Genomic DNA, 25,172 nt, shown 5'->3' on the forward strand with positions numbered 1-25,172 from the left:
CGACTCCTTTAAAACCTCTATATTGGTAATATTGCTTACTCTTATAATACCACGTTTCTCCTACCGTGCAAACGTAAACACATCGAATTTTCTGATTTTTCTAACAAAAAGTAATTCTGCAGCATTATGAACTGTTAAGCCTGTAGTATAAATGTCATCTACAAGTAAAATGTTTTTATTTTCTAAATCTATACTTTTTGCGATTTCAAATGGATTTTTTGATTGTGCCCTTAATTGTTTTCCTAAAAGTGATTGCTTTGGACGTATGCGCGTACGTAGTATTGGCTCATAATTCACACCCATTTTATCTAACACGGTCGCCACAGGATTAAATGTGCGCTCTTTATCTCTAACTATAGGAGATGGTATGGGCACAATATAATCATACGACATTTTAGGAAAATGAAGCTGTGTTGCTAATATTTCACAGATTGCGACATCTTTCTTAAATTTATATTGATGAATAAGAGTCTTCAACATACCTTTATATTGGTATTGGCAATATAACTGATTCATTAAATTATATTTTGTAGCTAAAAATAGACAATCTAAGCAATCCTCTTCATTTTCTTCTAAGTTCTTTAAACATCTGACACACCGATTAAGTGGTTTAATATTGAGCTCATTCCAATGTTCTATGCATGATTCACATAATTTAGATGCTTTTTTATAAAATGTGAAGGCGTTAAACGCTTCAGAAAACGTGTGATGACATTGAATACATCTAGCCATCTAACCATCCCCTGCTGTGCGCTAATGCGTTCATTTTTTTAATGTCCTTGCGTGCTTTAAGCATGTCCATGGTAATCCCCTCGTGTAAATATAATACTAATCCTGCCGGAGCTTCTAATTTACGTCCCACTCTTCCAGCAATTTGCACAAGTGCACTGCTTTCAAACATATGACTATTAAGCACAATAACGTCTAAGTTCGCCATAGTAAAGCCTCTTTCTAAAATTGTAGTGGTAAACATCACTTTATATTTACCTTTTCTTAAATCGCTCACTTTTTCAAAACGAAGTACATCCTCGCTATGTACATAGGCCAATGAAGTTATTTCTGTTTTATAACAATGGTACATTTGTTTCATAAGATGTATGTGATTAAAAAACACGAGCGTATACCGTCCTGTTTCAATTTGTTGTTTCAATCGATTCATAAGAAATCGTTGTATTTTGTGAAATTTTATTTTGTAATATTTAAACTGAGGAATTGGCAAAGGTTGCCTATGAAAACGGGCAGGCAATGTTACTATACCACCATCTTTCATTTTGCTAAGTAATGCAGTTGGTGGCGTCGCAGTCATATAAATGTGGCAATGATGTTCTTTTGATGCATGTGCGATGACATCAAAGAGTATTGGATCCATTGATAGCGGAAATGCATCCACTTCATCTACAATAATCAAGTCAAAATGATGCTTAAAGCGATATAATTGATGCACTGTAGCAATCACAAAGTGGCCATTATGACATTGTCTCTGACCTTGATAAAGTACATCTATTGCCTCATCTCGAAAAGCTGCTTTAATACGTAAACTCACTTCTATAACAACATCTACTCTTGGCGATACAACGGCAACATTATAGCCTGCGCTTCTCGCAAAGCTAATACCTTCAAAAATCATTTCTGTCTTACCAGCGCCTGTCACAGCATATAATAAAATAGATGTTAAATTTTTAACCGCTTCTAAAATTTGAATTGAAGCAAAGCGTTGTTGTTCTGATAATTCAAATGGTAAGTGATATACCCCTTGGGAAATCGCCGTATTTGTTTCAGTAATATAAACTTCATTAATATTATCCATTCTGCTCAAATTGATACAATTTCTGCAATACACAACTTCTTTATCTAATAATGTTGAAAAGTATTTGTAAAAATGACGTTTTTCTTGTGTATGACATTGTATACAATACCAACGCCCTTGTTTGTTTATCACACCAGTGGAAATGTGTCTGATTTTCTCATCAGTTAACATATCTTTTTCGGTAATTAGTTTTCCATAATGTTTTATCTTAGATGACCTCCAATAAAAAAAGACATGTATACCATTTTCTTGGCATGACATGTCTTTAAACAAGTTAATATTTATGATATACGTATGTTTCTCCCTGTAAATCCTAGTCCCATACCACCAGAACCTAAGTGCGCTGCAATAACAGGTCCTAACTTAGAGCGGTGAAGGTGATATTGCGGATATTTTTCTTGTAATTCTTTTTCCATCCATGCGGCATCTTCTGATTTATCACCCTCAATAATATATAAAGTTACTTCTTCATAATCTTTCACTTGAGCAGTAACTTTATTAATAATTTCATTGAGTGCTCGTTTTTTCGTGCGGACTTTTGCTTCTGGTACAATTTTGCCATCATCAAATGTTAACACAGGTTTCATTTTCAACATTGTACCTACCCATGCTTGAGCTCCAGTGATACGACCACTTTTCTGTAGATTTTTCAAATCATCTACCATTAAGATTGCACCCGTTACTTCTCGCATAGTTTCAAGCTCTTTAATAATATCTTGAGGTTCATATTCTTGTTCTATCATTTCAACTGCACGTAAGACGTAACCACCTTCTACCATTGCAGCTAATTTCGAATCAAATGTATGTACATTGATACCTTCTACCATTTTCCCTGCTTGCGTAGCTGTTTGATAACTGCCACTAATACCAGATGAAATAAAAACAGATATGACATCAGTATAGCCTTCTTCTTGAAGTTCTTTAAAATGTTTTATAAACTCTCCAATGGCAGGTTGACTCGTCGTGGGAATTGTATTTGAAGTTTCCATTCTTTTATAAAATGCATCCGTTGATATTGTTGCGTTTTCTACAAAATTTTCACCATTATCGAAAGTTACGCTTAGCGGCGCAATTCTTATATTATATTTTTCTATTAGCGTTTGAGATAGATAGCTCGTTGAATCCGTCAAGACAGCAATCTTCATCTTAATCCTCCTCAATTATACTCACAACTATGATACCCTATTTTAAGTAAAAAGAAAATTTATTTTTGTATTTAATCTATAATACAATACAGTGTATAATATGTGTAATTAATGAATTTTAAAAACATACATAAATGATTGTCTGACTATACAAAGATGAGGTGACGATAAATGGATGATGCAATAATCACAATTAAAAAAGAACATATAATTGAAAATATAATCAGTAAATCACGTTTTATAGCGCATATTAAACCTGTGGAATCTGAAGATGCTGCTAAAGCTTTTATCGAGGCAGTGAAATCTGAACACCGAGAAGCAACACATAATTGTTCAGCATATACAGTTGGAGACCAAATGAATATCCAAAAAGCAAATGATGACGGTGAGCCAAGTGGTACAGCGGGAGTTCCTATGCTCGATATTTTAAAAAAATTAGAGATACATGATGCTGCCGTAGTGGTCACACGCTACTTTGGTGGCATTAAATTAGGCGGTGGCGGATTAATCCGTGCATATAGTGGTGCAGTACGAGATGTAATTTATGATATTGGTAGAGTTGCTTTGCGTCCTGCTATACCTACAACGGTTACCATTGCTTATGATTTAACAGGTAAGTTTGAATATGAACTTGCGAGCACACCTTACTTATTACGTGAAACAAATTATACTGATAAAGTAAGTTATCACATTGATGTTGTTAAAACAGATTACACTCAATTTATAGATTTTTTAAATCGTAACACTTCAGGAAATTATGATTTAATAGAAAATGAAGTTGTACGCTTACCTTTCGATATTTCTACTTCTTAATTTTGAAATCCAAATTATACGTATCAGAGTATAAAATAAAGAGACTTCCATCATGGAAGCCTCTTTATTATTGATGTTCGTCGTCTTTGTTTCGTTGTTTGTTTTCAATTAATTTCATTAAAGGTCTGTAATCATCATCAATGAGACCAGTAAATTCTACAATAAGCTCAATCGTAACTAAAATAAGAATGAGCATCATGAGTACACCCCATGGTTGAGATAAATATAATATAATACTAGCAAGACTAAATAGTAATGCTATAGAATATATAAGTATTACGGTCTGGCGATGTGAATAACCTAATTCTAATAATTTATGATGTAAATGCGATTTATCTGCCTGCATAATATGCTGACCTTTCTTCACACGACGTATCATCGCAAACAACGTATCGATAAACGGCACTGCTAAGATAACAATTGGGAAGAATAGTGAAATAAAAGTTATATTCTTAAATCCTAGTAATGATAGGAATCCTACAATAAATCCTACAAGTAATGCACCACTATCACCTAAAAAGATTTTAGCTGGATGGAAATTGAAGAATAAGAATCCTAAAAGCGCACCTATTAAGACACTGCAAATCATCATAATAAAAATATTTGCTTGTAATATTGCTATAAAGCCGATTGTCATTAAGGCAATCATTGATACACCAGATGCTAATCCATCTAATCCATCGATTAAGTTAATTGCATTAGTGATGGCTACAATCCAAATCACAGTGATAGGAATCCCAAATACACCAAAATGTATCGTAGGTCCAATTGGTAAGGAGATAAAATCAATCGTCACTCCGTAGTATACAACGACGAGTGCTGCAATTACTTGGCCAATTAATTTTATAACTGGTTTCAAATCATAGATATCATCTACAAGTCCCACCAAATAGATTAATACTGATCCAATAACAAGCGGTTTAACTTCAGTTTCTATCGGATGTCCTAGCCATATTCCTAATAGAAACGCAAAAAGTATTACAGTTCCGCCTAATACAGAAACGGGTTTTGTATGTACTTTTCTAAAATTCGGCTTATCTACAATGCCTAGTTTATGAGAAACCTTTATAATTATTGGTGTTAGTATTAAACTGACAATCATTGAAAAAATGATTAATAATAATGTATACATCAGTTCACCTTCATTAATATAATTCTTGATTATTTCGAATTTCAAAGTCGTTACATTGAAAATAATTTTAACTTTAAACTGCAAATTTATATTATCTATAAAATGGTCTGTGATGTTGATGCAACTCTAACAAATTGCACATCCGCCATATCTAAATATTTATGCACTTAATACCATAATACCTCATACGCTTTTACTTATACAAATAGTAATGAGATAATTAACATCCTATAAACGAATTTGTTTTGATTTTTAATTATAAACTAAGTGATTTATATATAATCACTCAGACAAATATTTTAACATGAATATTAAGTGAATGTTATAAATTTCTATTTATATAGTGATGACAAAATGTAAGTTTTCACTTACAATAACTAAGTGTTTATTCAAAGGAGTGTAACGTTAAATGTTTGAAGCTATTATCTACAATATCTCTGTTATTGTGGCAGGAATTTACTTATTCCATCGCCTACAGTATTCAGAAAATAAAAACATGGTGTTTTCAAAAGAATACGTCACTATTTTAATGACGATAGTAGCACTTTTACTATCCGCCTATCCAGTGCCCCTATTCAATGAATACGCACTCTATTTATCATTCGTGCCTATTTTATTCTTAGGTAGATATACAAATATGGTATATACCGTTCTAGCCGCGATTATAGTATCTGTAGTCAATGTACTAATTGGTGACTTCACAATTATTATTGCTACGATTCTCATTGTTATAGCCATCGTGGTCGGCGCAGTTGGACCATTTTTAAAACAAAGCGACATTGTTTCATTACAAATCCTTAATGCAATTACATTAGTTATTTTGCTTATCTTATCACTTATCAGCCCTTATTATGAATTAACAGAGGTGTTGTTCTTAATACCACTATCCTTTATTTTAACGATTACTTCTTCTATCACATTTGTTGATATTTGGCATTTTTTCTCATTAGTTAATCGTTATGAAAATGAAGATAAACTGGACTATTTAACTGGCTTGGGTAATGTTAAAGAATTTGATAGACATTTAAATGAAACGACGCGTATCGCTGAAGAAAACAATGAAAGCTTAGGGTTATTACTCATTGATATAGATGGTTTCAAAGATGTAAATGATAAATTTTCACATAAATCTGGCGATGCCGTACTTAGACAAGTCGCACAACTATTAAAAAATTATGTGCCTCAACAATTTAGTATTTATCGGAATGGAGGCGAAGAATTTTCAATTGTCTTATACGATTATACTTTAGATCAATGTGTAAAACTCAGTGAAAATATTCGTGCAGGCGTAGAACAATCTACTTTCCATTTACCGAATAAAGAAGTTATCAAGTTATCTGTATCTATTGGTGTAGGTTACTTAACTCAAGAAGATTACAAATCTCAGCGTAAAGTATTCAAAATTGCGGATGACATGCTGCACATGGCAAAAAATGAAGGCCGTAATCAAGTCATGTTTAATCCAATTGTTAAATTATAAAAAGCACTTCAAATTTAAAACTGCTTAAACAGGGAGTGGGAAGTATAAAAGCAAAGTTCTAACTTTGTTTTCATATTCCCGCTCTCTTCTTTTTATGCTCATTTTCTGTAGTCACGTTTCAAATTGTGCAACTCCCCTCTCCATTTCAAAAAATAACTACGTCTAAAACCAGACACAGTCAACACTCAAAGAATCTATATGTTAAAATTGAAATCTAGATTGAAGCGCATGTTTCAATTTTATTTTTTAACTTAAAAACAACAATTACAAAATTATGTTTGTTACAATATATAATGGGAGTTTAAAAATTAATAACAGAGTATGAATTGTTATTGAAAGTTACTGTTGTACGCTGTAAACTTTCAATTGTTCTAATATTATTCTAGGAGGTGACCAACTATGTCAGATACAATCACTATCATTGATGAAGACAAAGTGATTGATGTCGTACTTATCGCGGGAAGAATTTTGCTAGAAAGTGGTGCTGAAACCTATCGTGTGGAAGATACAATGACACGAATCGCTGCCAACTATGGCTTAGATGATACATATAGCTTTGTAACTTCTACAGCAATTATTTTCTCCCTTAATGATCGTACGAACACGCGACTTGTACGCATTCGTGAGAGAACTACTGATTTAGAAAAAATCGCCTTAACCAATAGTTTATCGCGTAAAATTTCAAACAATCAATTAGATATAGATGAGGCAAAGTCAGAACTCATACATTTACATCATGCATCCTTACAATTTTCATCTATTACTAAATTCTTCGCAGCAGCAATCGCATGTGGATTCTTCCTCATCATGTTTGGCGGCGGAATAAACGACTTCTTTTTCGCTATTATTGCTGGAGCTGGTGCGTTTTTAACTTTTGATTTTGTACAACGCTATATTCAAATTAAATTCTTTTCAGAATTTCTTAGTGCTGTAGTTGTTATAACGGTCGCCGCCACATTCACCAAATTAGGTATGACAGAAAACCAAGACTTTATAACCATAGCTGGCGTCATGCCTCTTGTACCAGGAATATTAATTACGAATGCTATTCGTGATCTAATGGCTGGAGAATTGATCGCCGGTATGTCTCGTGGCGTTGAAGCAGCTCTCACAGCATTTGCAATTGGTGCCGGCGTTGCCATCGTTTTATTAATATTTTAAAAAAGGAGTGCTTATATGCTCATCGGATATTATGTTTTACAATTTATTGTCAGCTTTTTAGCTACAATGCTTTTTTCGATTATCTTTAATGCACCACGTCGCCTCCTTTTAGCTTGTGGTTTCGTTGGCGCAATGGGCTGGATCATCTTCAAACTTACTGTGGACTTAGATTTCGGTAAAGTAATGGCTTCATTTTTAGGAAGCTTTATTTTAGCAATTATGAGTCACGTAATGAGTAGACGTTACAAACGACCTGTTATTATCTTTATTGTTCCAGGGATTATCCCATTAGTACCAGGTGGTTTAGCATATGAAGCGACACGTTATTTAGTTAGTAATCAATATACACTCGCTACAAATACATTTCTTGAAGTCACTTTGATTTCAGGCGCGATTGCTTTTGGTATTCTATGTGCAGAAATCATCTATCATCTCAATACACGGATTAAACAACATTATGGTAGAATGAATGGTAAAACATATAAAAAATCTTACAATATGAACAATAGAGCTTAAGGGGTGTTTTTTTTGAAAACTGATATAATTGATAGATTAACAAGATATGTAACAATAGATACACAATCTGATCCAGAGTCTAATACCACGCCTTCCACTGAGAAGCAATGGGATTTACTAAATTTGTTAAATGACGAGTTAACGGATTTAGGTTTAGAAACTGACATTGATGAACAAGGTTATTTATTCGCAACATTAGAAAGTAATGTTGACGAAGCTTTACCTACTGTTGGCTTTTTGGCACATGTTGATACTTCGCCTGATTTCAATGCATCAAATGTAAATCCACAAATCATAGAAAATTATGATGGCCAACCAATCAAATTAGGTGAAACAAGTCGTATATTGAGCCAAGATGTATTTCCTGCTATGAAATACGTAGAAGGTCATACGTTAATGGTCACAGATGGCACGTCACTATTAGGTGCTGATGACAAAGCTGGTGTCGTTGAAATCATGGAAGCAATTAAATATTTAACGGAACATCCAGAAGTCAAACATGGACCTATTCGTATTGCTTTTACGCCAGATGAAGAAATTGGTAAAGGCCCTCATGCCTTTGATGTTGAGCGTTTTAATGCTGATTTTGCCTACACTATGGATGGCAGTGAATTTGGCGAATTACAATATGAAAGCTTCAATGCTGCAGAAGCAATCGTTACGTGTCACGGTGTCAATGTACATCCTGGTTCTGCTAAAAATGCAATGATTAACGCTATTCTCTTGGGGCAACAATTCAACTCATTATTACCACAAAATGAAGTGCCTGAAAGAACAGAAGATTACGAAGGTTTCTATCATTTAATGAAAATGAACGGTGATGTTGAAAAAACGACATTACACTATATTATTCGTGATCATGATAGAAATCATTTTGAATTACGCAAGAAACGTCTTGTTGAGATTAAAAATGACATTAATACGCATTATACTGATGCACCAATAGAAATAGAAATCAATGATCAATACTACAATATGGGGGAAAAAATCGAACCAAACCCACATGTAATTGATATACCAAAACGTGTATTTGAAAAGTTAGAAATCCCTGCTAATACAGCACCTATACGTGGTGGAACGGACGGGTCTCAACTTTCATATATGGGCCTACCAACCCCTAATATCTTTACAGGTTGTGCTAATTTCCATGGACCTTTTGAATATGCATCCATTGATGTTATGGAAAAAGCTGTAGATGTCATTGTCGGCATCGCACAAGAAGTCGTAAACACTTATACAAAGTAAATTAAGTTTGTAAATTGGATTTATAAATCCAAACTCAATAAAAAAGCGTAGACCCTCACTTTGAGGAATCTACGCTTTTTCTATTTCTCATATATTTATAATCATTAAGTGTGAACTTGCGGTCATTTATTTACCTTACGTTCAAAATTTTCACGACCTATCTACTTACACTTCAAATTGTGTTTTCAATAATTTAATTGCTTGTACGGTATAGTGTCTAATTTGAATACCCATCTTGAAATCTGTAAAACTTTCCGGCATTTCTATAAACGTATTAAATGTAGCAGTGACACCCATTGATTCAAACAAATCAAATTTGTCATCTGTCGCACATATGGCAATAGATGGTTTATTATGCTTCGTTGCTAACTCTGCAAGACGCACTGTTGTTGTTTCTAAAATTTGGTCTGCTTCATTTACACCTTCACCGAATATAATTAAATCCGCTTGTTGTATCAAATTATCTAAATGTGTAATTTGATCCACAAGTTCATGGCTTGTCATAATTTCGGCATCATAAAGTACATTTAAGGCTGCAGCAATACCACCGCCTGCGCCACCTCTTTGAACAGGACCCATTGTCAGTTTTAACTCACTTTTGAAAATTTCACTTAAATACCACAGTAAATTGTCTATTTCAGCAGCATCTTGACGTGTCATTCCATAGAGTTCATATGTTTGCATAATTTCACTATTTTTCCCATATAGTTTACTATCAAAATCAGACATTAATTGAAAACGTACATTTTTCAATTGTGGATGAATGTCAGAAATATCAATTTTACGTATATATTTCAACATCTTACTACCTTGACGTAAATCCACTTCTTGTGCTTCATCATCATAAAACTTAGCCCCAAGTGCTTGTAACATGCCTGCACCACCGTCAAAGCTACCTATACCACCTAAAGACATAATAATATGTTCTGCATCATTATCTAATGCATCTAACATAATTTCACCTAAACCATAACTTGTGCGCTCAATGATTGGCTTGTCCCCTTTTAAAAACAAGTTGCCTTCAATAATCGTCATATGGTTATCAGTAATGCCATAAACCGCTTCTACCTCATTCATATCTGCATCATGTGCTGGCACTTTATATTTCGTACCTGACTGCCATAAAAAGACAGAATCCATAAGTTCATGACGCCCATTAAATAATGGCACTTGAACAATATCTGCTTTTTCTATTTGGCTCGCTACCGCTTCTTCTACATAACGATTGGCCTGATAGCTAGATATAATACCATTAAATTCATCCATCGCTACTAAAACTTTCATATTTGTCACCTCAAATTTTTTTGTTAATAATTGTTATTGTATGATGATTATACACAACTCAAAGAAAATCATCTTCCCTCTGTAGACTTATTTATTATAGTATACACGTAGACTTATATCCCTATGTGAGCATTTAAAACACGCTTACTTTGAAATTCAGCGTTCTAACTCATAATTAACGCTATAAACTATAAAGTTTAGCTCTATAAATTCGCTCACTATCAAATCGTAATCTATATTTCTCATTCAATTATTTATTATACATGCCATTAGGAATTTTTTCACATTAAAAGAAACGCTTGCTAATCTCTTGGTGTTGATAAAAGATTAACAAGCGTTTCTAAATGTAATTAAATTTGTTTTTATTCTTCAGCGTTTGCTAAAGAAGCGACATTAATTTTATCATGACTTGCATTCCAAATTGCTTGTCCCTCAACAAAATAAAATGCTTGTGGCGATTCGTGTTTCACTTCTGTTTGTTCTTCTATATAATTAGATAAATCTCTCTCTTGTTGTACGATTAAGTAGTAACCATCCATATCTCTTTCATATAAAAATTTGTTGAATTGGTCCATTGCATTTGCTGAAATCGGACATGTTTCACTATGTTTCAATACAAATGCATATTTGTTTTCTTTAATAATTTGCTTAAACTGGTCAATCGAACTCAGCTTTATAGCCATTCTATTCACCTCTAAAAATATTTAACACACCCTAAGTCTCACCAAGTGTGAAAGTTCCACGATATTCTCATATCATTGTTTCCAATTATACACAATTCTCTTTTTATTGTTAACAGTTTATTCAAATTCTTATAACTTAACTTATAAATTTATTAATTATAGTTATCATTCGCTTGTTGATATTGCTTATTAAAAGTAGCTTCGTACTGTTCTAGTTCTTCACCTTTTTGAGGTAAATTATTGTGATCTATTTTCGCTAATTGATCACTAATTTCAATAGTTTCTTCTCTTGTTTCATAATAATTTTGCAAGCTATAATACATCTCAATAGCATTTTTTCGAGCGTCATTCACATAGCCATCTGTTATTTCAGCTTTATTCAAGTCTCTAATTTGCTTAGTAATTAATGGCATAATTTGTTCTTTAATAGATTTTTTTATTTCATTTGAATCTGTAGAATCAGCCTCTGCTTCTGCAGTGTTTTTTAAGTCTTTATTGTTTTGTTCTAACTTATTTTTAAAATTAGTAACATCTGTACTATTACCAACAGTACTAGCTTTTTGTATATTGTCTTCAACTTGTGATCTATTTTTCTCAAATAGTTTTGTGTATTCTAAGATATCTTCATTTGCTTTAATCGATTGATTACACAAATCAACAAATGTTTTCAACTCATTGATTGCTGATTTTTTCTTTTTTACTGAATCTAAATAAGTAGATTTAAGTTCTTTTGTTTCATTTGAATCCGTTGGTAAATTTTTTGCTGCTGTTTCGTATTCTTCTAGTTTAGGAATCAATTTGCTGTTTAATTCATTTTGCAAATCATTAAATGCTTTCTTATTTTTATCTGTCATATCTGTCTTACTCAAATTATCTAGACTTTTTAATTGCATGTCATCCATAACATCTCTTAGTTCGGTTTCTTTATTTTTCACGTCATTTAACGAACTGTCAAAATCTTTAAATTCATTTTCTCCTTCATTGTTACAGGCAGAAAGTGAAATAGAAAAACAAACTACTAAAACAATGTATTGTATTTTTTTCATTTCTGAACTCCTTATCATTCCATATTATACAGAAACTTATTTAACTTGAAAATGATATATGATATATTGTTTCAGAATTTACAGTTTAACAGTTATATAATAACATTTAAAGGAGTGGTCAACCTATATGTATTCAAGCATACAATTATTTATAACTGAAGATAATAACGGGCATTTCACACAGCGATATAATCATCTCAGAAATGTTTTATTCAATTTATTGGATACACCTGTTAAATCAACGCATCACATCGGAGGTACAAGACATTTCATGTACCCTACTGAACCTATATTAGATATTTTAGTGGGGGTAAATAATTTACATGACGTGACTTCTTTAGACGAAAAACGTTTGAATTATGAAGGCTTTTATCGATTACACCATCCATATAAGAAAAAAGTAATCATGGCTCAATTTAATAATCTTATTGAGTTAAAACAAACGACACGACTACATATTATTCAAAAAGACACACCACTCTATACTGATTATTTAGAAATGGATGAGATTCTAGCTTCAAACAGCGTGATTGCTAAGCATTTTAGTAATAAAAAACAGTGCTTAGCAAGTCATAACGTGACAATTCGTGATTACGAAAATCACAAACAAATGTTATTTCAACAATTAACAAAACAAAAAGACCATAAGTCATTATTAAAATGATCTATGATGACTTATAAAATTTAATCAAAAGCATAAAATTTGAATAAAACTATAAAACCTTTAATAAATTGCTATACTATTTAGCAAAGACGGGTAATCATTGGTATAATAAACAAAATGAATTCAACAGGAAAGGATGTTCTAGACTTGCATAAAGATGACATCTTAAAAGAATTAGAAGCAATTGTTCCAAAAGAAATTATTAAAATAGACGAACCATTAAAACGTTATACATATACTGAAACTGGTGGTCAGGCTGACTACTATTTATCACCTACCCAAAATGAACACGTCCAATCTATCGTTCACTATGCATATACAAATGATATTCCAGTCACTTATTTAGGCAATGGATCGAATATTATCATTCGTGAAGGTGGTATTAGAGGTATTGTAATTAGCTTACTCTCACTAGATTATATAGACGTTTCAGATGATGCTATTATTTCTGGTAGTGGTGCAGCGATTATCGATGTATCTCGTACTGCTAGAGACTATGCGCTAACTGGCTTAGAGTTTGCTTGTGGTATTCCAGGATCAATCGGTGGCGCTGTTTTTATGAATGCTGGTGCATATGGCGGCGAAGTCAAAGATTGTATAGACTATGCACTGTGTGTAAATGATAAAGGTGAACTCATCACATTAACGAATAAAGATTTAGAGTTAGATTATCGCAATAGTATCGTTCAAAAAGAACATTTAGTCGTTCTTGAAGCAGCATTCACTTTAATGCCTGGTGACAAACAAGCTATCCAAGAAAAAATGGATGATTTAACGGAAAGAAGAGAATCCAAGCAACCTTTAGAATATCCATCATGTGGTAGTGTATTCCAGCGTCCTCCGGGCCACTTTGCCGGTAAATTGATTCAAGATGCTGAATTACAAGGTCATCGTATTGGTGGCGTCGAAGTGTCTAAGAAGCATGCTGGTTTTATGGTAAATGTTGATAACGGAAGCGCAACAGACTATGAAGATCTAATCCACTATGTTCAAAAAGTAGTAAAAGAGCAATTTGATGTTGAGCTACATCGAGAAGTTAGAATTATTGGCGAACATCCAAACGATAATTAGGAGAATTGATTATGATTAACATATATGGTTCTACTGTAGACAATGAAGCACGTTGCACGCATTATCCAACACCATTAGACATCATCGCAATTAAATTTAAATGTTGCGGTAAATACTATCCATGCTATAAATGTCATAATGAACATGAATCACATGCAATAAAAAGATGGGATTCTAGTGAATTTAATGAAAAAGCAATTTTATGTGGTGTATGTAGACATGAAATGACAATCAATGAATATATGATGATTGAAGCCTGTCCTAAGTGCGATGGCCACTTTAATAATCGTTGTAAATATCATTACCATCTTTATTTTTCTATATAAACTTCATGGCTTATGCTTAATAAAGCATTGAAGAAGGTACGCATCCGTTAATCTAATGGATGCGTACCTTTTTTATATTAAAAATAGACTTGTACCGATTTTCAAGTATTTGCTTGCCTGGGCAAACGAATATGAAATAGCTTTGCAGCTTGGCACTATGTACTTTATTTTAAAATTCTCATACTATTTTATTTGTTCTTCTACAAATTGTACAAAGGCTTTTGCATCACCTTTTTGTATTTGCTTCATGGGCATTGGTCCAATATTAAAAGTAAAATTTATTTTTTCACAATCGTAACTAATTTGTTCTACTTCTTTATAAGCAATACTTCTGTAATAAAACTCCCCATTCATATCAACATTTAAAATAATACGTTCGTTGGTTGCAATAAAAGCACCTTCAAATTCTGAAGAACCTTGGACTGAATATTCTATTGTTCCTAATACACTTGGCCCCTTTTTCTCCGTTGGAAATAAATCACTTGGATTTACATTATCTAAAATCATGTACTTCACTCCCCTTTGCTTTATTTCATTTCATTATAGAAGTTTTAAAAATGAATTTTTACTTACTTGCTCAATCTATCTTTAACATAACAAAGAACATGTTGGGACTAAAGTTCCAAGCCACCCCAAACTATCTTCTTGAAACATAAAAAGTCGACAAAGCCATAAGGCTTTGTCGACTTTCTGAAAGGAATTGTATCCCCCACGATTATCCTTTTTAAATATTATTTTTTAAGTGCTTTTTCTACTTCTTCAATTTGTTTAATTGATGTAGTTGTAGAACCACTTGCGAAGTACCAAAGTTTTGGATCTAACTCATAAACTTTGTCTTCTTTTATAGCATCTACATTTTTGATAACGTCGTTACCTAAAGCTTGTTCAGCTGTTGACTTACCAGCAATTGCTTGTCCACGGTCCATAGCAAAGATGATATTAGGATTTTTTTCTGCTATATACTCATTCGTTACGTTTTGACCGTGTTTACTACTCTTAATATTTTCATCTGCAGCTGTGAAGCCCATTGTATCAAAAATCATTGCACCGAATCGTTCTCCAGCACCGTATGTTGATAATTCACCTTCGTTAACTAATAAGAATAATGCTTTTTCATCTTTTAAGTCTTTTGTTTTTTCTTTGATGCCAGCAATTTTATCATCTAATTTTTTAGTAAGTGATTTTGCTTCGTCTTCTTTTTGGTAAATTTTACCTAATGTTTCAGTATTTTTCTTCATTGAATTCACTTGGTCTTTGTCGTCAGCGCCAACATATACAACTTTTGCATCTGGTGCTGCTTTTTTGAATTCATCTAGATTTTTTTGATTTGCTGTACGCCCAGAAATATAAATTACATCTGGTTTAGCTTCTGCAACTTTATCGAAATTAACTTCTTTTAGGCTTCCTGTGTTTAAGTATTTTTCATCTTTAAAATCGCTTAAGAAATCAGGTAGTGACTTAGCACCTTCACCTTTAGGGAGTGCTTTAACTTTATCTTCAAGTCCTAATTCTTTCAATGTATCTAATGTACCATAATCAAAAACAACTGCTTTTTCAGGGTTTGTAGGCACTTCTACTGTTTCTTTAACCGTTTTAGCATCACTGCCATCACGTTTTTCCCCACTAGCCTTATAATTATTTTCAACTTTTACAGTTTTATTTGAACCTTCACTTTCTGATTTTGCATCAGATGATTTTTTATCCTCTGATCCACCATTACTACATGCTACTAATAAAAACATTAAACCTACAACTAATAATAAAGATAATTTTTTCATGTTTCTTACGCCTCCTGATTTTCCTAATGATGTATTCCTTTTATGCCCTTAAAAAGTATAACCACGTTACAGTTGCATCACTCCCTTCAAATGTTACGAATGGAATTACATTGAGTATGCGAGCTCTAAATCTTGAGTTGCTGTGAGCTCATCGAAATACACACAAATGCGTTGACCGCGGATTTCTTCAATTCTTACATCCATGTCATATAAAGCTTTTAATGTATCTGTTTGAATAACCTCATCTTTTGTACTTGCTTTGACAACTTCACCGTCTTTTAACGCGATAATATCGTCTGAATAACATGAAGCGAAGTTAATATCATGAATCACAACGATTACAGTTTTATTTAAATCTTTTGCAAGTTGTCGTAATGTTTGCATAATTTGAACTGAATGTTTCATATCAAGATTGTTCAATGGTTCATCTAATAAGATATAATCTGTATTTTGCGCAATTGTCATGGCTACATATGCACGTTGACGTTGCCCACCAGATAATGTTTTTATATAGCGATTTCTAATCTCTTTAAGATGTAGTAATTCCAACGCATATTCAACTTGTTCTTTATCTTCTTGTTTGAGATGACCTTTAGAGTATGGAAATCGTCCAAAATTGACTAATTGCTCTACTGTAATATTGAGCTCTGTATGATTAGATTGTTTGAGAATCGATAATTTTTTAGCTAATTCATTACTTTTATAATCACTAATTGCTTTACCTTCGATTTCTATAGAACCATCTTCAAAGTCCATTAGGCGTGTAATTGCGGCTAACAATGTACTTTTTCCAGCGCCATTTGGTCCAATCATAGAAGTTAGACGTCCTTTATTTATATCAACATTAATATCTTTTAAAATTTCTTTATCTTGAATATTTTTATTAAGCCCTTGTACACGTATCAATTCGCATGTCTCCTTTTTATTAATAAGTAAATGAAGTAACTTCCACCTACTAAATCAATAATTATACTTACTTGCGTCGTTGCTTGGAATAAATTCTCTACTACACCTTGTGCTATGAATAGACTTAACCAACTCATTAAAATCGTTGCTGGTAATATGTATTTATGTTCATATGTCTTCATCAATTCATGTGCTAAGTTAACAGTTAATAATCCTAAAAATGTAATTGGACCAACGAGTGCTGTCGAAATAGATACAAGCACTGAAACGAGTATGAGTAATAATCTCGTTAACGTTTTATAAGATATACCTAAATTGATCGCCTGATCTTTTCCTAATAAAAGTACATCTAAATATGGTATGGCCCGCATCGTAATCAATATGAGAATAACTAATATGACACCACACAGTGTGACTAATTTAGTATTAGATGCGTCAAAGTTTGCAAACATCGAGCTTTGTACAGCCAAGAAATCTTCTGGATTTATAATTAATTCTAAAAATCCAGTAATACTTCTGAAAAAGGTACCGAGTATAACCCCTACGAGTAGGATGAAATAAACAGAAACATCGCCAATTCTGAAGATACCTTGGAATAAAAGTAATGAAAATACAATCATCACGATTAATGAAATTGCAAAGCTTAGATACAAGTTAGTCACAAATACAGACTGCACACCAAATGCAAACACGATTAGAACCTTCACAAACATGTATACAGAGTCAAGCCCCATAATTGAAGGTGTTAGTAACCGGTTACTTGTAATCGCTTGGAATATCACTACTGAAGCTGCGATTGCGGCTCCGACTAATATCATCAGTATCAGTTTTCTTAATCGGCTAGAAAATTGATATTGGAAAATATCAAAATCAATACCTATCACAAGGTAAAGACCTGCAGCTACCACTGTTACTGCAAATAAAATGGATAGTTTTGTTTTAGCGCTAATTTGCATAGTTATGTCGTCCTTTCATCAGCAAGATTATAAAAATAATAGTGCCAAAAACACCAATTGTTAATCCGATATTGATTTCATATGGATACACAACAATTCTGCCGATTATATCTGAAAACATTACAAAAATAGCACCTAGCATTGCTGTATGTGGCAATGCGTTTTTTAAATGATCTCCTCTGAATATAGAAACGATATTTGGAACAATTAAACCTAAAAAAGGAAGTGTTCCAACTGTTACAACTACTAAAGCAGTAATTGCTGCAGTAATAAATAAACCGACGTTAATTATTTTTTCATAATTAACACCTAGATTATTACTAAAATCTTTCCCCATTCCAGCAATCGTAAATTGATTCGCAAATATATATGTAAGTACTAATAAAGGAATGCTTAAGTATAATATTTCATATCTCCCGCTTGTAATAATGGCAAAATTCCCATTCATCCAGTTTCCGATACTTTGCACCGCATTCGTTCTTAAGGCAATAAATGTAGCGAAACTAGAAACGATACCACCGAGCATAATCCCTAAGAGTGGGATAAAAATGACATCAGTAAATCGAATAAATTGTACTAATTTCACAAACAGGAAGGTGCCACCAATGCTTAGCGTGACTGCAAATACTAATTTAATAATGATATTCGCTTCTGGAAATAGTATTAGCGATATTAAAATACCTAACTTAGCCCACTCCATCGTTCCTGCAGTTGTTGGACTTACAAATTTATTTTGCATCATTTGTTGCATAATTAATCCTGCAAGTGCCAACGTGCTTCCAGAAATTAATATACTTACCGTTCTCGGTATCCTACTAGATACAATAATGTTTATTTGCTCTTTAGATAAGTGGAATATGTCTGTAATTGAAACATTACTAACGCCAATAAATAGAGAAAGGATAGTTAATAATAATAAAATGATAAATAGGACAATACCATTAAGTAAGAATTTCATAATGAGGTAACCTAATCCTTTCGATGTACAATGAATTCATAAACACTATTGGTTTTGATAATCATTATCAATAGTTATATTAAAATTTTAACATTTTTGGCGGTAAATTCAATAGCAATAGGCCATTTTAGTGAAAGTATTCGTAAATTAATTGAAAAATAACCCTTAAAATTACTTTCAACAAATAAAAAGCCACTAGATTATCCCTTCGGAAAATCTAGCAGCACTTAAAATAGGAAGCATTGTTCCTAGTATTATCTTGTAGCATCATGTAATTGATACAGTCTCAAACAGACTCAATCAAATTACATAACTGCAACAAATTGTTTTTAATCTTCAAATATAAAGTCTTCATCTTTTAATGCTTCAACATTCAACGCTAATGTATAACCATCGCCTTTAACTGAGAAAAAGTCATGATTTTTCGTTGAAGTATCTAATGCATTTTCAATAATTGGGTTAAATTCTTTTTCTTCAAAGTATGAATCAAAGCCTAAGTTAGCTAATGCTTTATTACCATTATATCTAACATAATTTAGTACATCTTCTGCTATACCTACTTCATCGTATAGTGAATGTGTGTACGCTACTTCGTTTTTATACAAGTCATCTAATAACTTATACATATCTTGATCTGCTTGTTGTTTTTCACTTTCTGACAGTTCATTACGCATACTTTGTGCATCCATACCTGTAAATACACCGTGGATAGATTCATCTAATAAGATTTTACGTATAATCTCACCTGACGTTGTCATTCTTCCTTGTCCTGCAAGGTAAAGTGGATAATAGAAACCAGAATAGAATAAGAATGTTTCTAAAAATACACTTGATACACGTGCCATATATTGATCATATACAGACGCATCTTTGCCCCAAAGTTTGTGGTAATTATTTACAATTTTATCTGATTTATATTTTAAATGCGGTTCTTCTAAAACCCATTTATCTAATAAATAGTTCGTTTCACTGGAAGGTAGTAACGTTGTAAAGATATGTGAATAACTTTTAGCATGGACTTGTTCCATCATACCCATAAATGAGTAGACTGCTTTTTTACGTAAATCCGTTGTGTGTAACATGATGAGTGGCATACCGTCATCTGCTTGATGTGTATCCAATCCTGTTAAACCTGCTAAAGCTTTTTTGAAGGCGTTCTTTTCTGCGTCAGATAAAGTCTTCCAACTTGCAATGTCTTTTGATACTTTAAATTCTGTTTCTACCCACATTTGTGAAATATTTTGTCGCCAAAACATATTTGTCATGTCTTCTTGCGTATTCCAATTGACTGCTTTCATTTAGATAAATTCCCCTATCCAGTAAAAATTTAATTAAGCAGTGATTTACAGCCTAATCTATATAAAAGACTAGGCTGCTTGTAAAAACCACTTTGCTTATCCGTTACTTAAAATCCTATATCGAACAACTTGTACATTCTTCAACGCTTAACAGTTTATTTCTAGTATAATATAACGATTTTAATCCTTTGTGATGTGCATAAACATATAGTCGAGACAATTCACGTGTAGATATTTCTGAATTAACATAAAGGATTGTAGAAATACCTTGGTCCACGTGTGTTTGAATCGTTGAGATTAAATCGATTAATTTCATTTGATCTGTATTAAATGCTGATTTATAGTACCACATTGTTTCTGGTGATAAGAAAGGCATAGGATAAAATGTTTCAGCATTACCATAAGTACGACGTTCAATTTGGTCGACGATTGGCATAACAGAGCTTGTCGCATTTTGTACATAAGAAATACTTTGTGTTGGCGCAATCGCTAAACGATATGCATGGAATAAACCATTTGCTTCAACTTCTTTTTGCAATGCTTTCCAATCTTCTGGAGATGGTATCTCTAAACCATCAAATAATTTGCGTACTTTTTCAAATTTCGCTTCGAATGTTTGTGAAGTATAGAATTCAAAGTATTTACCATTGGCATAATCTGATTTATCAAAGTCTTTGTATGTTTCTTGTCTCTCTTTAGCAATTTCCATTGAACGTTCAATAGAATAATAATTCATCATCATAAAGAAGATGTTCGCAAAGTCTTTTGCTTCTTCAGACTCATAGCCAATTTTATTTTTCGCTAAATAACCATGTAAGTTCATTACACCCAAACCAACTGAATGTAGTTCACTATTTGCTTTTCTTACACCTGGCGCGTTTTGAATATCAGCTTCATCACTTACAACAGTTAATGCATCCATACCAGTGTGTACTGAATTCTTGAATTTACCTGATTCCATTACGTTAACAATATTTAATGAACCTAAGTTACAAGAGATGTCACGGTTAATTTCATCTTCTGTACCATAATCATTAATGATTGAAGTTTCTTGTAATTGGAAAATTTCAGTACATAAGTTACTCATTTTAATTTGGCCGATATTTGAGTTTGCATGAACTTTATTAGCGTTATCTTTAAACATTAAATAAGGATAACCAGATTGTAATTGTGTCTGAGCAATTGTATTTAACATGTCACGTGCATCTTTTTTCTTTTTATCAATATTTGGATTTGCGACAAGTTCATCGTAGTATGCATCAAGATCAATATCATCTAATGTCACACCATACTCTTTATAAATTGTATGTGGTGCAAACATATGAAAATCTTTACCTTCTTTTGCTAAATCAAAGAATTTAGACGGCACAATTAAACCTGTTGATATTGTAGATAAACGCAAATCTTCATCAGCGTTTACTTTTTTCGTATCTAAAAACTCTTCAACGTCATAGTGGAAGATATTTAAATATACTGCGCCAGCACCTGGGCGTTGACCTAATTGGTCTGCGTAACTAAAGCCACCTTCTAGTGATTTTGCAACAGGTAATACACCTTTTGCTACACCCTTGATACCTTTGATTGCTTCACCACGCGCACGTAATTTAGACAAGTTAATCGCAACACCGCCACCAATTTTACTTAATTGTTTGGCTGTAGAATCTATAAAGTTGATAGAGTTTAAACTATCGTCTGCCTCAAGTAAGAAACAAGATACAAGTTCTCCACGACGCGCACGTCCAGCGTTTAAAAATGTTGGTGTTGCAGGTTGATAACGCTGTTCAACCATTGCAGAAATAAACTGTTTAGCTGTGGCTTTGTGTCCATTTGCTAAATATAATGCAACGATTGCTACGTGCTGCTTGTAGTCTTCTAAATATTGACTTTTGTCATTCGTTTTCAATGCATAATCTTTGTAAAATTTACTTGCGGACATGTAACTCGCAAAACTAAATGGAATGCTTTTAGCATATTCAGTAATTTCTTCTAGATCTTCTACTGAATATTTTGCAAATACATCAAAATAGAAATCATTATCAACGAGATAGTGAAGACGTTCAAGTTCAGTATCAAAATAAATCGTCTTATCCTGTATCTCTTCTAGATAGACTGTTAATGCTTCTTGGTCTTTTTCCAAATCAAAAAAGCCATTCTCTTTACGTTTGGTAACTTCGTTATTTAATTCAATATGATTGTATTTCTTCTCGTCCATAATCTTCATTGAAATGTCCCACCTTATCTTTAAATTCGCTTATATCGTTCGTTGTGCCATGTAATTCAAATTTCATTAATAATGGAACATGATATCGTTCCGAAATAGATCGTCCAGCTTTTGCAAAATTTTGACCCCAGTTTCGGTTTCCGCTAGCTGCAACAGCTTGTAATAAGTCGTGATTAATATCTAAAAATGACTGAACAGGTGGCGGTACTTCGCCAAACCCTATTGTTCCAGTGACCAATATGAAAGGCTCTTCCATTCTTTCAGAACAATTATTTTGTGTAATTTCCATTACATTGGTAAGTTCAGTTCGCTTTATGAATCTACGCACATTGCCAGAAAATGAAAAATATACAACCTTCATCGGATCACCTACTTTCTAAAATATATTTATCTTATTATGATAAAATCATGTATTGTATTTAAATGCTTAAAGGCACTTTGAAAAATCAAAATAATTTAGTTTCTCGAACTAACCACAATATATAGTAATTTCAATATCTATATGTAGTTATGTAAAAACTCAATAATTAAGTATTAATGCTTAATTTGTCATATTTAAGTGCCTAAAAAAGTGTGATTTTACATAAATTTTGATTTATTATAAATAAATTGACCACGTACTAAAACACTATATATTGTGTTTTGTCTTGGTCATCAATACTATATTATGTGTTTCATTATACATAACTCAGAAGATTATTAAAAGGCTTTTATTTATGACAAAATGTTGAATAATCAATAGAAATGGCACCAATTCAACCTTAAAGTGATGTTCACTAATTAAAAAATATTTTTTTGTGATTTTAAGGTTTGATTATTTGCTTTTCATAAAAATCTTACAACGCTTGATGTGTCGTCTTTTAAACAAAATCATTTTATACATTGTACAAAACACAATGTATAAGCACCATATATTTCATTCTTATAAGTAAAAAAATCCCCTTAATAAACAGAACATTTGTTCGTGTTTACATCTTAATATATTTCCCTTCAATTTTCAACTATATATACATCTTCAGAGCATATATGCTAATATGAATACGTTAAAAATTAAAAATTGAGGCGATACATGTGAATCCTAAAGTTAAAGGTATCATTGCTATCTTAGTTTCAGCAGTTGGCTTTAGTTTTATGACTGTGTTCTTCCGATTAGCCGGTGACTTGCCTGTATTTCAAAAGTCTCTTGCTCGAAATTTAGTAGCAATGTTTATACCGCTATATTTTATTTTAAAATATAAACAACCCTTATTTGGTAAATTAAGTAGCCAACCTTTATTGATTTCTCGTTCTACATTAGGTTTGATTGGTGTGTTGCTTAATATCTACGCTATCGATCATATGCTTTTAAGTGATGCAGATACATTAATGAAGCTTAATCCATTTTGGACGATACTACTAAGTATTATCTTCTTAAATGAAAAAGTACGTAATTACCAATTTGTAGCTATGATTGTGGCCATTTTTGGTATGTTATTTGTTGTTAAACCCGAATTCTCCTCCACTATGATTCCTGCTTTGGGCGGATTATTCTCTGGTATTTTTGCAGCAAGTGCTTATACGTGTGTCAGAGCATTAAGTACACGTGAAGCACCTTATACAATTGTCTTTTATTTTTCATTCTTTTCCATAATAGTATTGATACCTTTTACAGTGTTTACATTTGAACCCATGACTATGATGCAAGTTGTTTATTTAATCGGTGCAGGATTAGCTGCTGCTGCAGGACAAATTGGTATAACACTGGCCTATAGTTACGCGCCAGCTAAAGATATTTCAATATTTACGTATGCATCTATTATATTTACTGCAGCGTTTGGCTTTATCTTATTTGGTGAAACACCAGATTCATTTGCTATCTTAGGCTATATCATTATTATAGGTGCCAGTTACTATATGTTTGAAAAAGCACGTCGACAACCACTTACAATTCAAAAGGAAGAACAAAAACCTAAACGCTAAAGGAGCGATATGCAATGACTGAAGGACGCAATAAAGAAGAATTAGAAGATATTACATTATTAGGTAATCAAAACAATAAATATGATTTTGATTATAGACCTGATGTTTTAGAATCATTTGATAACAAACACCCAGGTCGTGATTATTTTGTGAAATTCAATTGTCCAGAATTCACATCATTATGCCCTATTACTGGCCAACCTGATTTCGCAACGATTTATATTTCTTATATTCCTAATATTAAAATGGTAGAATCTAAATCGTTAAAGCTTTATTTATTTAGTTTTAGAAACCATGGCGACTTCCATGAAGACTGTATGAACATTATAATGAATGATCTGATTGATCTAATGGACCCACATTATATTGAAGTTTGGGGCAAATTCACGCCGCGTGGTGGTATTTCAATAGATCCATATACAAACTATGGCCGTCCTGATTCTAAATATGAAAAAATGGCAGAACATCGTTTAATGAATCATGACCTTTATCCAGAGAAAATAGATAATAGATAATAAAATACGATTCTTTATCTTCACCTCACCTACAATGATTGAATTTTTGGGACATCAATATATATCTACATCATTAAACCATCGACTAAATCACATGATTTAGTCGATGGTTTTTTATATGCTTTCACGGGTATAAATCACTAAATTTTAATATGATATTCTCACCCTATTTCCATACTTTTTAAATGTATAGTGTAAAATTTACTTA

The 25,172-nt window shown here is 32.5% G+C and carries 25 protein-coding genes; 10 read left to right on the forward strand and 15 right to left on the reverse strand.

All coding sequences use genetic code 11. The features are described 5' to 3' along the window. Nucleotides 1–60: 60 nt before the first annotated feature. Genes AAA453_RS12400 through fakB1 form a run of 3 tightly spaced genes read right to left on the reverse strand, consistent with a single transcriptional unit; the run spans nt 61 to nt 2,952 of the window. A complete protein-coding gene (locus tag AAA453_RS12400) occupies nt 61–732 on the reverse strand; it encodes a ComF family protein (protein WP_069833333.1) in 672 nt (223 codons plus the stop codon). After that, the gene (locus AAA453_RS12405; protein ID WP_427705250.1) at nt 725–2,068 is read right to left on the reverse strand and encodes a DEAD/DEAH box helicase family protein; all 1,344 of its coding nucleotides are present in this window, start codon (nt 2,066–2,068) and stop codon (nt 725–727) included. Before AAA453_RS12405 ends, AAA453_RS12400 begins: the two co-directional genes overlap by 8 nt. Before the next feature lie 20 nt (nt 2,069–2,088). Next, the gene (fakB1, locus tag AAA453_RS12410) at nt 2,089–2,952 is read right to left on the reverse strand and encodes a fatty acid kinase binding subunit FakB1 (protein ID WP_427705252.1); all 864 of its coding nucleotides are present in this window, start codon (nt 2,950–2,952) and stop codon (nt 2,089–2,091) included. A 171-nt stretch (nt 2,953–3,123) separates the two neighbouring features. Here fakB1 and AAA453_RS12415 point away from each other — a divergent pair, with 171 nt between their 5' ends. Continuing rightward, nucleotides 3,124–3,765, forward strand: coding sequence for a YigZ family protein (locus AAA453_RS12415; RefSeq protein WP_069833331.1), 642 nt, complete (start codon nt 3,124–3,126; stop codon nt 3,763–3,765). Nucleotides 3,766–3,832: 67 nt separating this feature from the next. On the opposite strand, the gene AAA453_RS12420 is transcribed toward AAA453_RS12415, so the two are convergent. Continuing rightward, entirely contained in the window at nt 3,833–4,897 is a 1,065-nt protein-coding gene (locus AAA453_RS12420; RefSeq protein WP_069817895.1) for a glycosyltransferase family 4 protein, read from the reverse strand. 409 nt (nt 4,898–5,306) lie between these two features. On the opposite strand from AAA453_RS12420, the gene gdpS reads away from it, so the two are divergent. The 4 genes from gdpS to pepT all read left to right on the forward strand — a co-directional run bounded on the left by gdpS (nt 5,307) and on the right by pepT (nt 9,299). Next, a complete protein-coding gene (gdpS, locus tag AAA453_RS12425; RefSeq protein ID WP_069833330.1) occupies nt 5,307–6,377 on the forward strand; it encodes a GGDEF domain-containing protein GdpS in 1,071 nt (356 codons plus the stop codon). A 399-nt stretch (nt 6,378–6,776) separates the two neighbouring features. After that, on the forward strand, nt 6,777–7,538 hold the full coding sequence (locus AAA453_RS12430; protein ID WP_069817893.1) for a threonine/serine exporter family protein: 762 nt from the start codon (nt 6,777–6,779) through the stop codon (nt 7,536–7,538). A 15-nt stretch (nt 7,539–7,553) separates the two neighbouring features. After that, the gene (locus AAA453_RS12435) at nt 7,554–8,054 is read left to right on the forward strand and encodes a threonine/serine exporter family protein (protein ID WP_002508286.1); all 501 of its coding nucleotides are present in this window, start codon (nt 7,554–7,556) and stop codon (nt 8,052–8,054) included. A 12-nt stretch (nt 8,055–8,066) separates the two neighbouring features. Further along, entirely contained in the window at nt 8,067–9,299 is a 1,233-nt protein-coding gene (gene pepT / locus AAA453_RS12440; protein ID WP_069833329.1) for a peptidase T, read from the forward strand. A gap of 165 nt (nt 9,300–9,464) precedes the next feature. Here the strand turns inward: pepT and AAA453_RS12445 are convergent, their stop codons facing one another. The 3 genes from AAA453_RS12445 to AAA453_RS12455 form a co-directional block, all read right to left on the reverse strand. Beyond that, nucleotides 9,465–10,583 carry a glycerate kinase gene (locus tag AAA453_RS12445; protein ID WP_069833328.1) on the reverse strand — a complete coding sequence of 373 codons (1,119 nt, stop codon included), beginning with the start codon at nt 10,581–10,583 and terminating at the stop codon, nt 9,465–9,467. A 362-nt stretch (nt 10,584–10,945) separates the two neighbouring features. Beyond that, nucleotides 10,946–11,266: a bacillithiol system redox-active protein YtxJ gene (ytxJ, locus tag AAA453_RS12450; RefSeq protein ID WP_069817890.1), complete on the reverse strand. Its 321-nt coding sequence runs from the start codon at nt 11,264–11,266 to the stop codon at nt 10,946–10,948. Nucleotides 11,267–11,418: 152 nt separating this feature from the next. Next, nucleotides 11,419–12,312, reverse strand: coding sequence for an EMYY motif lipoprotein (locus tag AAA453_RS12455; RefSeq protein WP_069817889.1), 894 nt, complete (start codon nt 12,310–12,312; stop codon nt 11,419–11,421). A gap of 127 nt (nt 12,313–12,439) precedes the next feature. Here AAA453_RS12455 and AAA453_RS12460 point away from each other — a divergent pair, with 127 nt between their 5' ends. The 3 genes from AAA453_RS12460 (at nt 12,440) to AAA453_RS12470 (ending at nt 14,373) form a co-directional block, all read left to right on the forward strand. After that, on the forward strand, nt 12,440–12,976 hold the full coding sequence (locus AAA453_RS12460; RefSeq protein WP_427705255.1) for a GrpB family protein: 537 nt from the start codon (nt 12,440–12,442) through the stop codon (nt 12,974–12,976). 117 nt (nt 12,977–13,093) lie between these two features. After that, nucleotides 13,094–14,047, forward strand: coding sequence for a UDP-N-acetylmuramate dehydrogenase (gene murB / locus AAA453_RS12465; RefSeq protein ID WP_069817887.1), 954 nt, complete (start codon nt 13,094–13,096; stop codon nt 14,045–14,047). Between the two features lie 11 nt (nt 14,048–14,058). Beyond that, on the forward strand, nt 14,059–14,373 hold the full coding sequence (locus AAA453_RS12470) for a CHY zinc finger protein (RefSeq protein ID WP_069817886.1): 315 nt from the start codon (nt 14,059–14,061) through the stop codon (nt 14,371–14,373). 183 nt (nt 14,374–14,556) lie between these two features. On the opposite strand, the gene AAA453_RS12475 is transcribed toward AAA453_RS12470, so the two are convergent. The 8 genes from AAA453_RS12475 to nrdI form a co-directional block, all read right to left on the reverse strand. Continuing rightward, on the reverse strand, nt 14,557–14,880 hold the full coding sequence (locus tag AAA453_RS12475; protein ID WP_427705257.1) for a PH domain-containing protein: 324 nt from the start codon (nt 14,878–14,880) through the stop codon (nt 14,557–14,559). 224 nt (nt 14,881–15,104) lie between these two features. Further along, on the reverse strand, nt 15,105–16,151 hold the full coding sequence (locus AAA453_RS12480; protein ID WP_427705260.1) for a ferrated catecholamine ABC transporter substrate-binding lipoprotein SstD: 1,047 nt from the start codon (nt 16,149–16,151) through the stop codon (nt 15,105–15,107). A gap of 105 nt (nt 16,152–16,256) precedes the next feature. After that, nucleotides 16,257–17,057 carry an ABC transporter ATP-binding protein gene (locus tag AAA453_RS12485; protein WP_427705262.1) on the reverse strand — a complete coding sequence of 267 codons (801 nt, stop codon included), beginning with the start codon at nt 17,055–17,057 and terminating at the stop codon, nt 16,257–16,259. After that, nucleotides 17,054–18,013, reverse strand: a complete 960-nt coding sequence (locus AAA453_RS12490; protein WP_427705265.1) for an iron chelate uptake ABC transporter family permease subunit — start codon at nt 18,011–18,013, stop codon at nt 17,054–17,056. The genes AAA453_RS12485 and AAA453_RS12490 overlap by 4 nt, the downstream gene beginning before the upstream one ends. Next, the gene (locus tag AAA453_RS12495; RefSeq protein ID WP_427705267.1) at nt 18,003–18,971 is read right to left on the reverse strand and encodes an ABC transporter permease; all 969 of its coding nucleotides are present in this window, start codon (nt 18,969–18,971) and stop codon (nt 18,003–18,005) included. Before AAA453_RS12495 ends, AAA453_RS12490 begins: the two co-directional genes overlap by 11 nt. A gap of 329 nt (nt 18,972–19,300) precedes the next feature. Then, nucleotides 19,301–20,269, reverse strand: coding sequence for a class 1b ribonucleoside-diphosphate reductase subunit beta (gene nrdF, locus AAA453_RS12500; protein WP_069817880.1), 969 nt, complete (start codon nt 20,267–20,269; stop codon nt 19,301–19,303). A gap of 115 nt (nt 20,270–20,384) precedes the next feature. Further along, the gene (nrdE, locus tag AAA453_RS12505) at nt 20,385–22,490 is read right to left on the reverse strand and encodes a class 1b ribonucleoside-diphosphate reductase subunit alpha (protein WP_069833321.1); all 2,106 of its coding nucleotides are present in this window, start codon (nt 22,488–22,490) and stop codon (nt 20,385–20,387) included. Further along, entirely contained in the window at nt 22,453–22,851 is a 399-nt protein-coding gene (nrdI, locus tag AAA453_RS12510; RefSeq protein WP_069817878.1) for a class Ib ribonucleoside-diphosphate reductase assembly flavoprotein NrdI, read from the reverse strand. The genes nrdE and nrdI overlap by 38 nt, the downstream gene beginning before the upstream one ends. Nucleotides 22,852–23,561: 710 nt before the next feature. Between nrdI and AAA453_RS12515 the strand changes: the two genes are divergently transcribed. Then, on the forward strand, nt 23,562–24,449 hold the full coding sequence (locus tag AAA453_RS12515) for a DMT family transporter (RefSeq protein WP_069833320.1): 888 nt from the start codon (nt 23,562–23,564) through the stop codon (nt 24,447–24,449). Between the two features lie 14 nt (nt 24,450–24,463). Next, nucleotides 24,464–24,964 carry a preQ(1) synthase gene (gene queF / locus AAA453_RS12520; RefSeq protein ID WP_002508304.1) on the forward strand — a complete coding sequence of 167 codons (501 nt, stop codon included), beginning with the start codon at nt 24,464–24,466 and terminating at the stop codon, nt 24,962–24,964. Nucleotides 24,965–25,172: the final 208 nt, after the last annotated feature.

The organism is Staphylococcus parequorum (genome assembly GCF_039237145.1).
In the GTDB taxonomy this organism is placed as follows: Bacteria; Bacillota; Bacilli; order Staphylococcales; family Staphylococcaceae; genus Staphylococcus; species Staphylococcus equorum_A.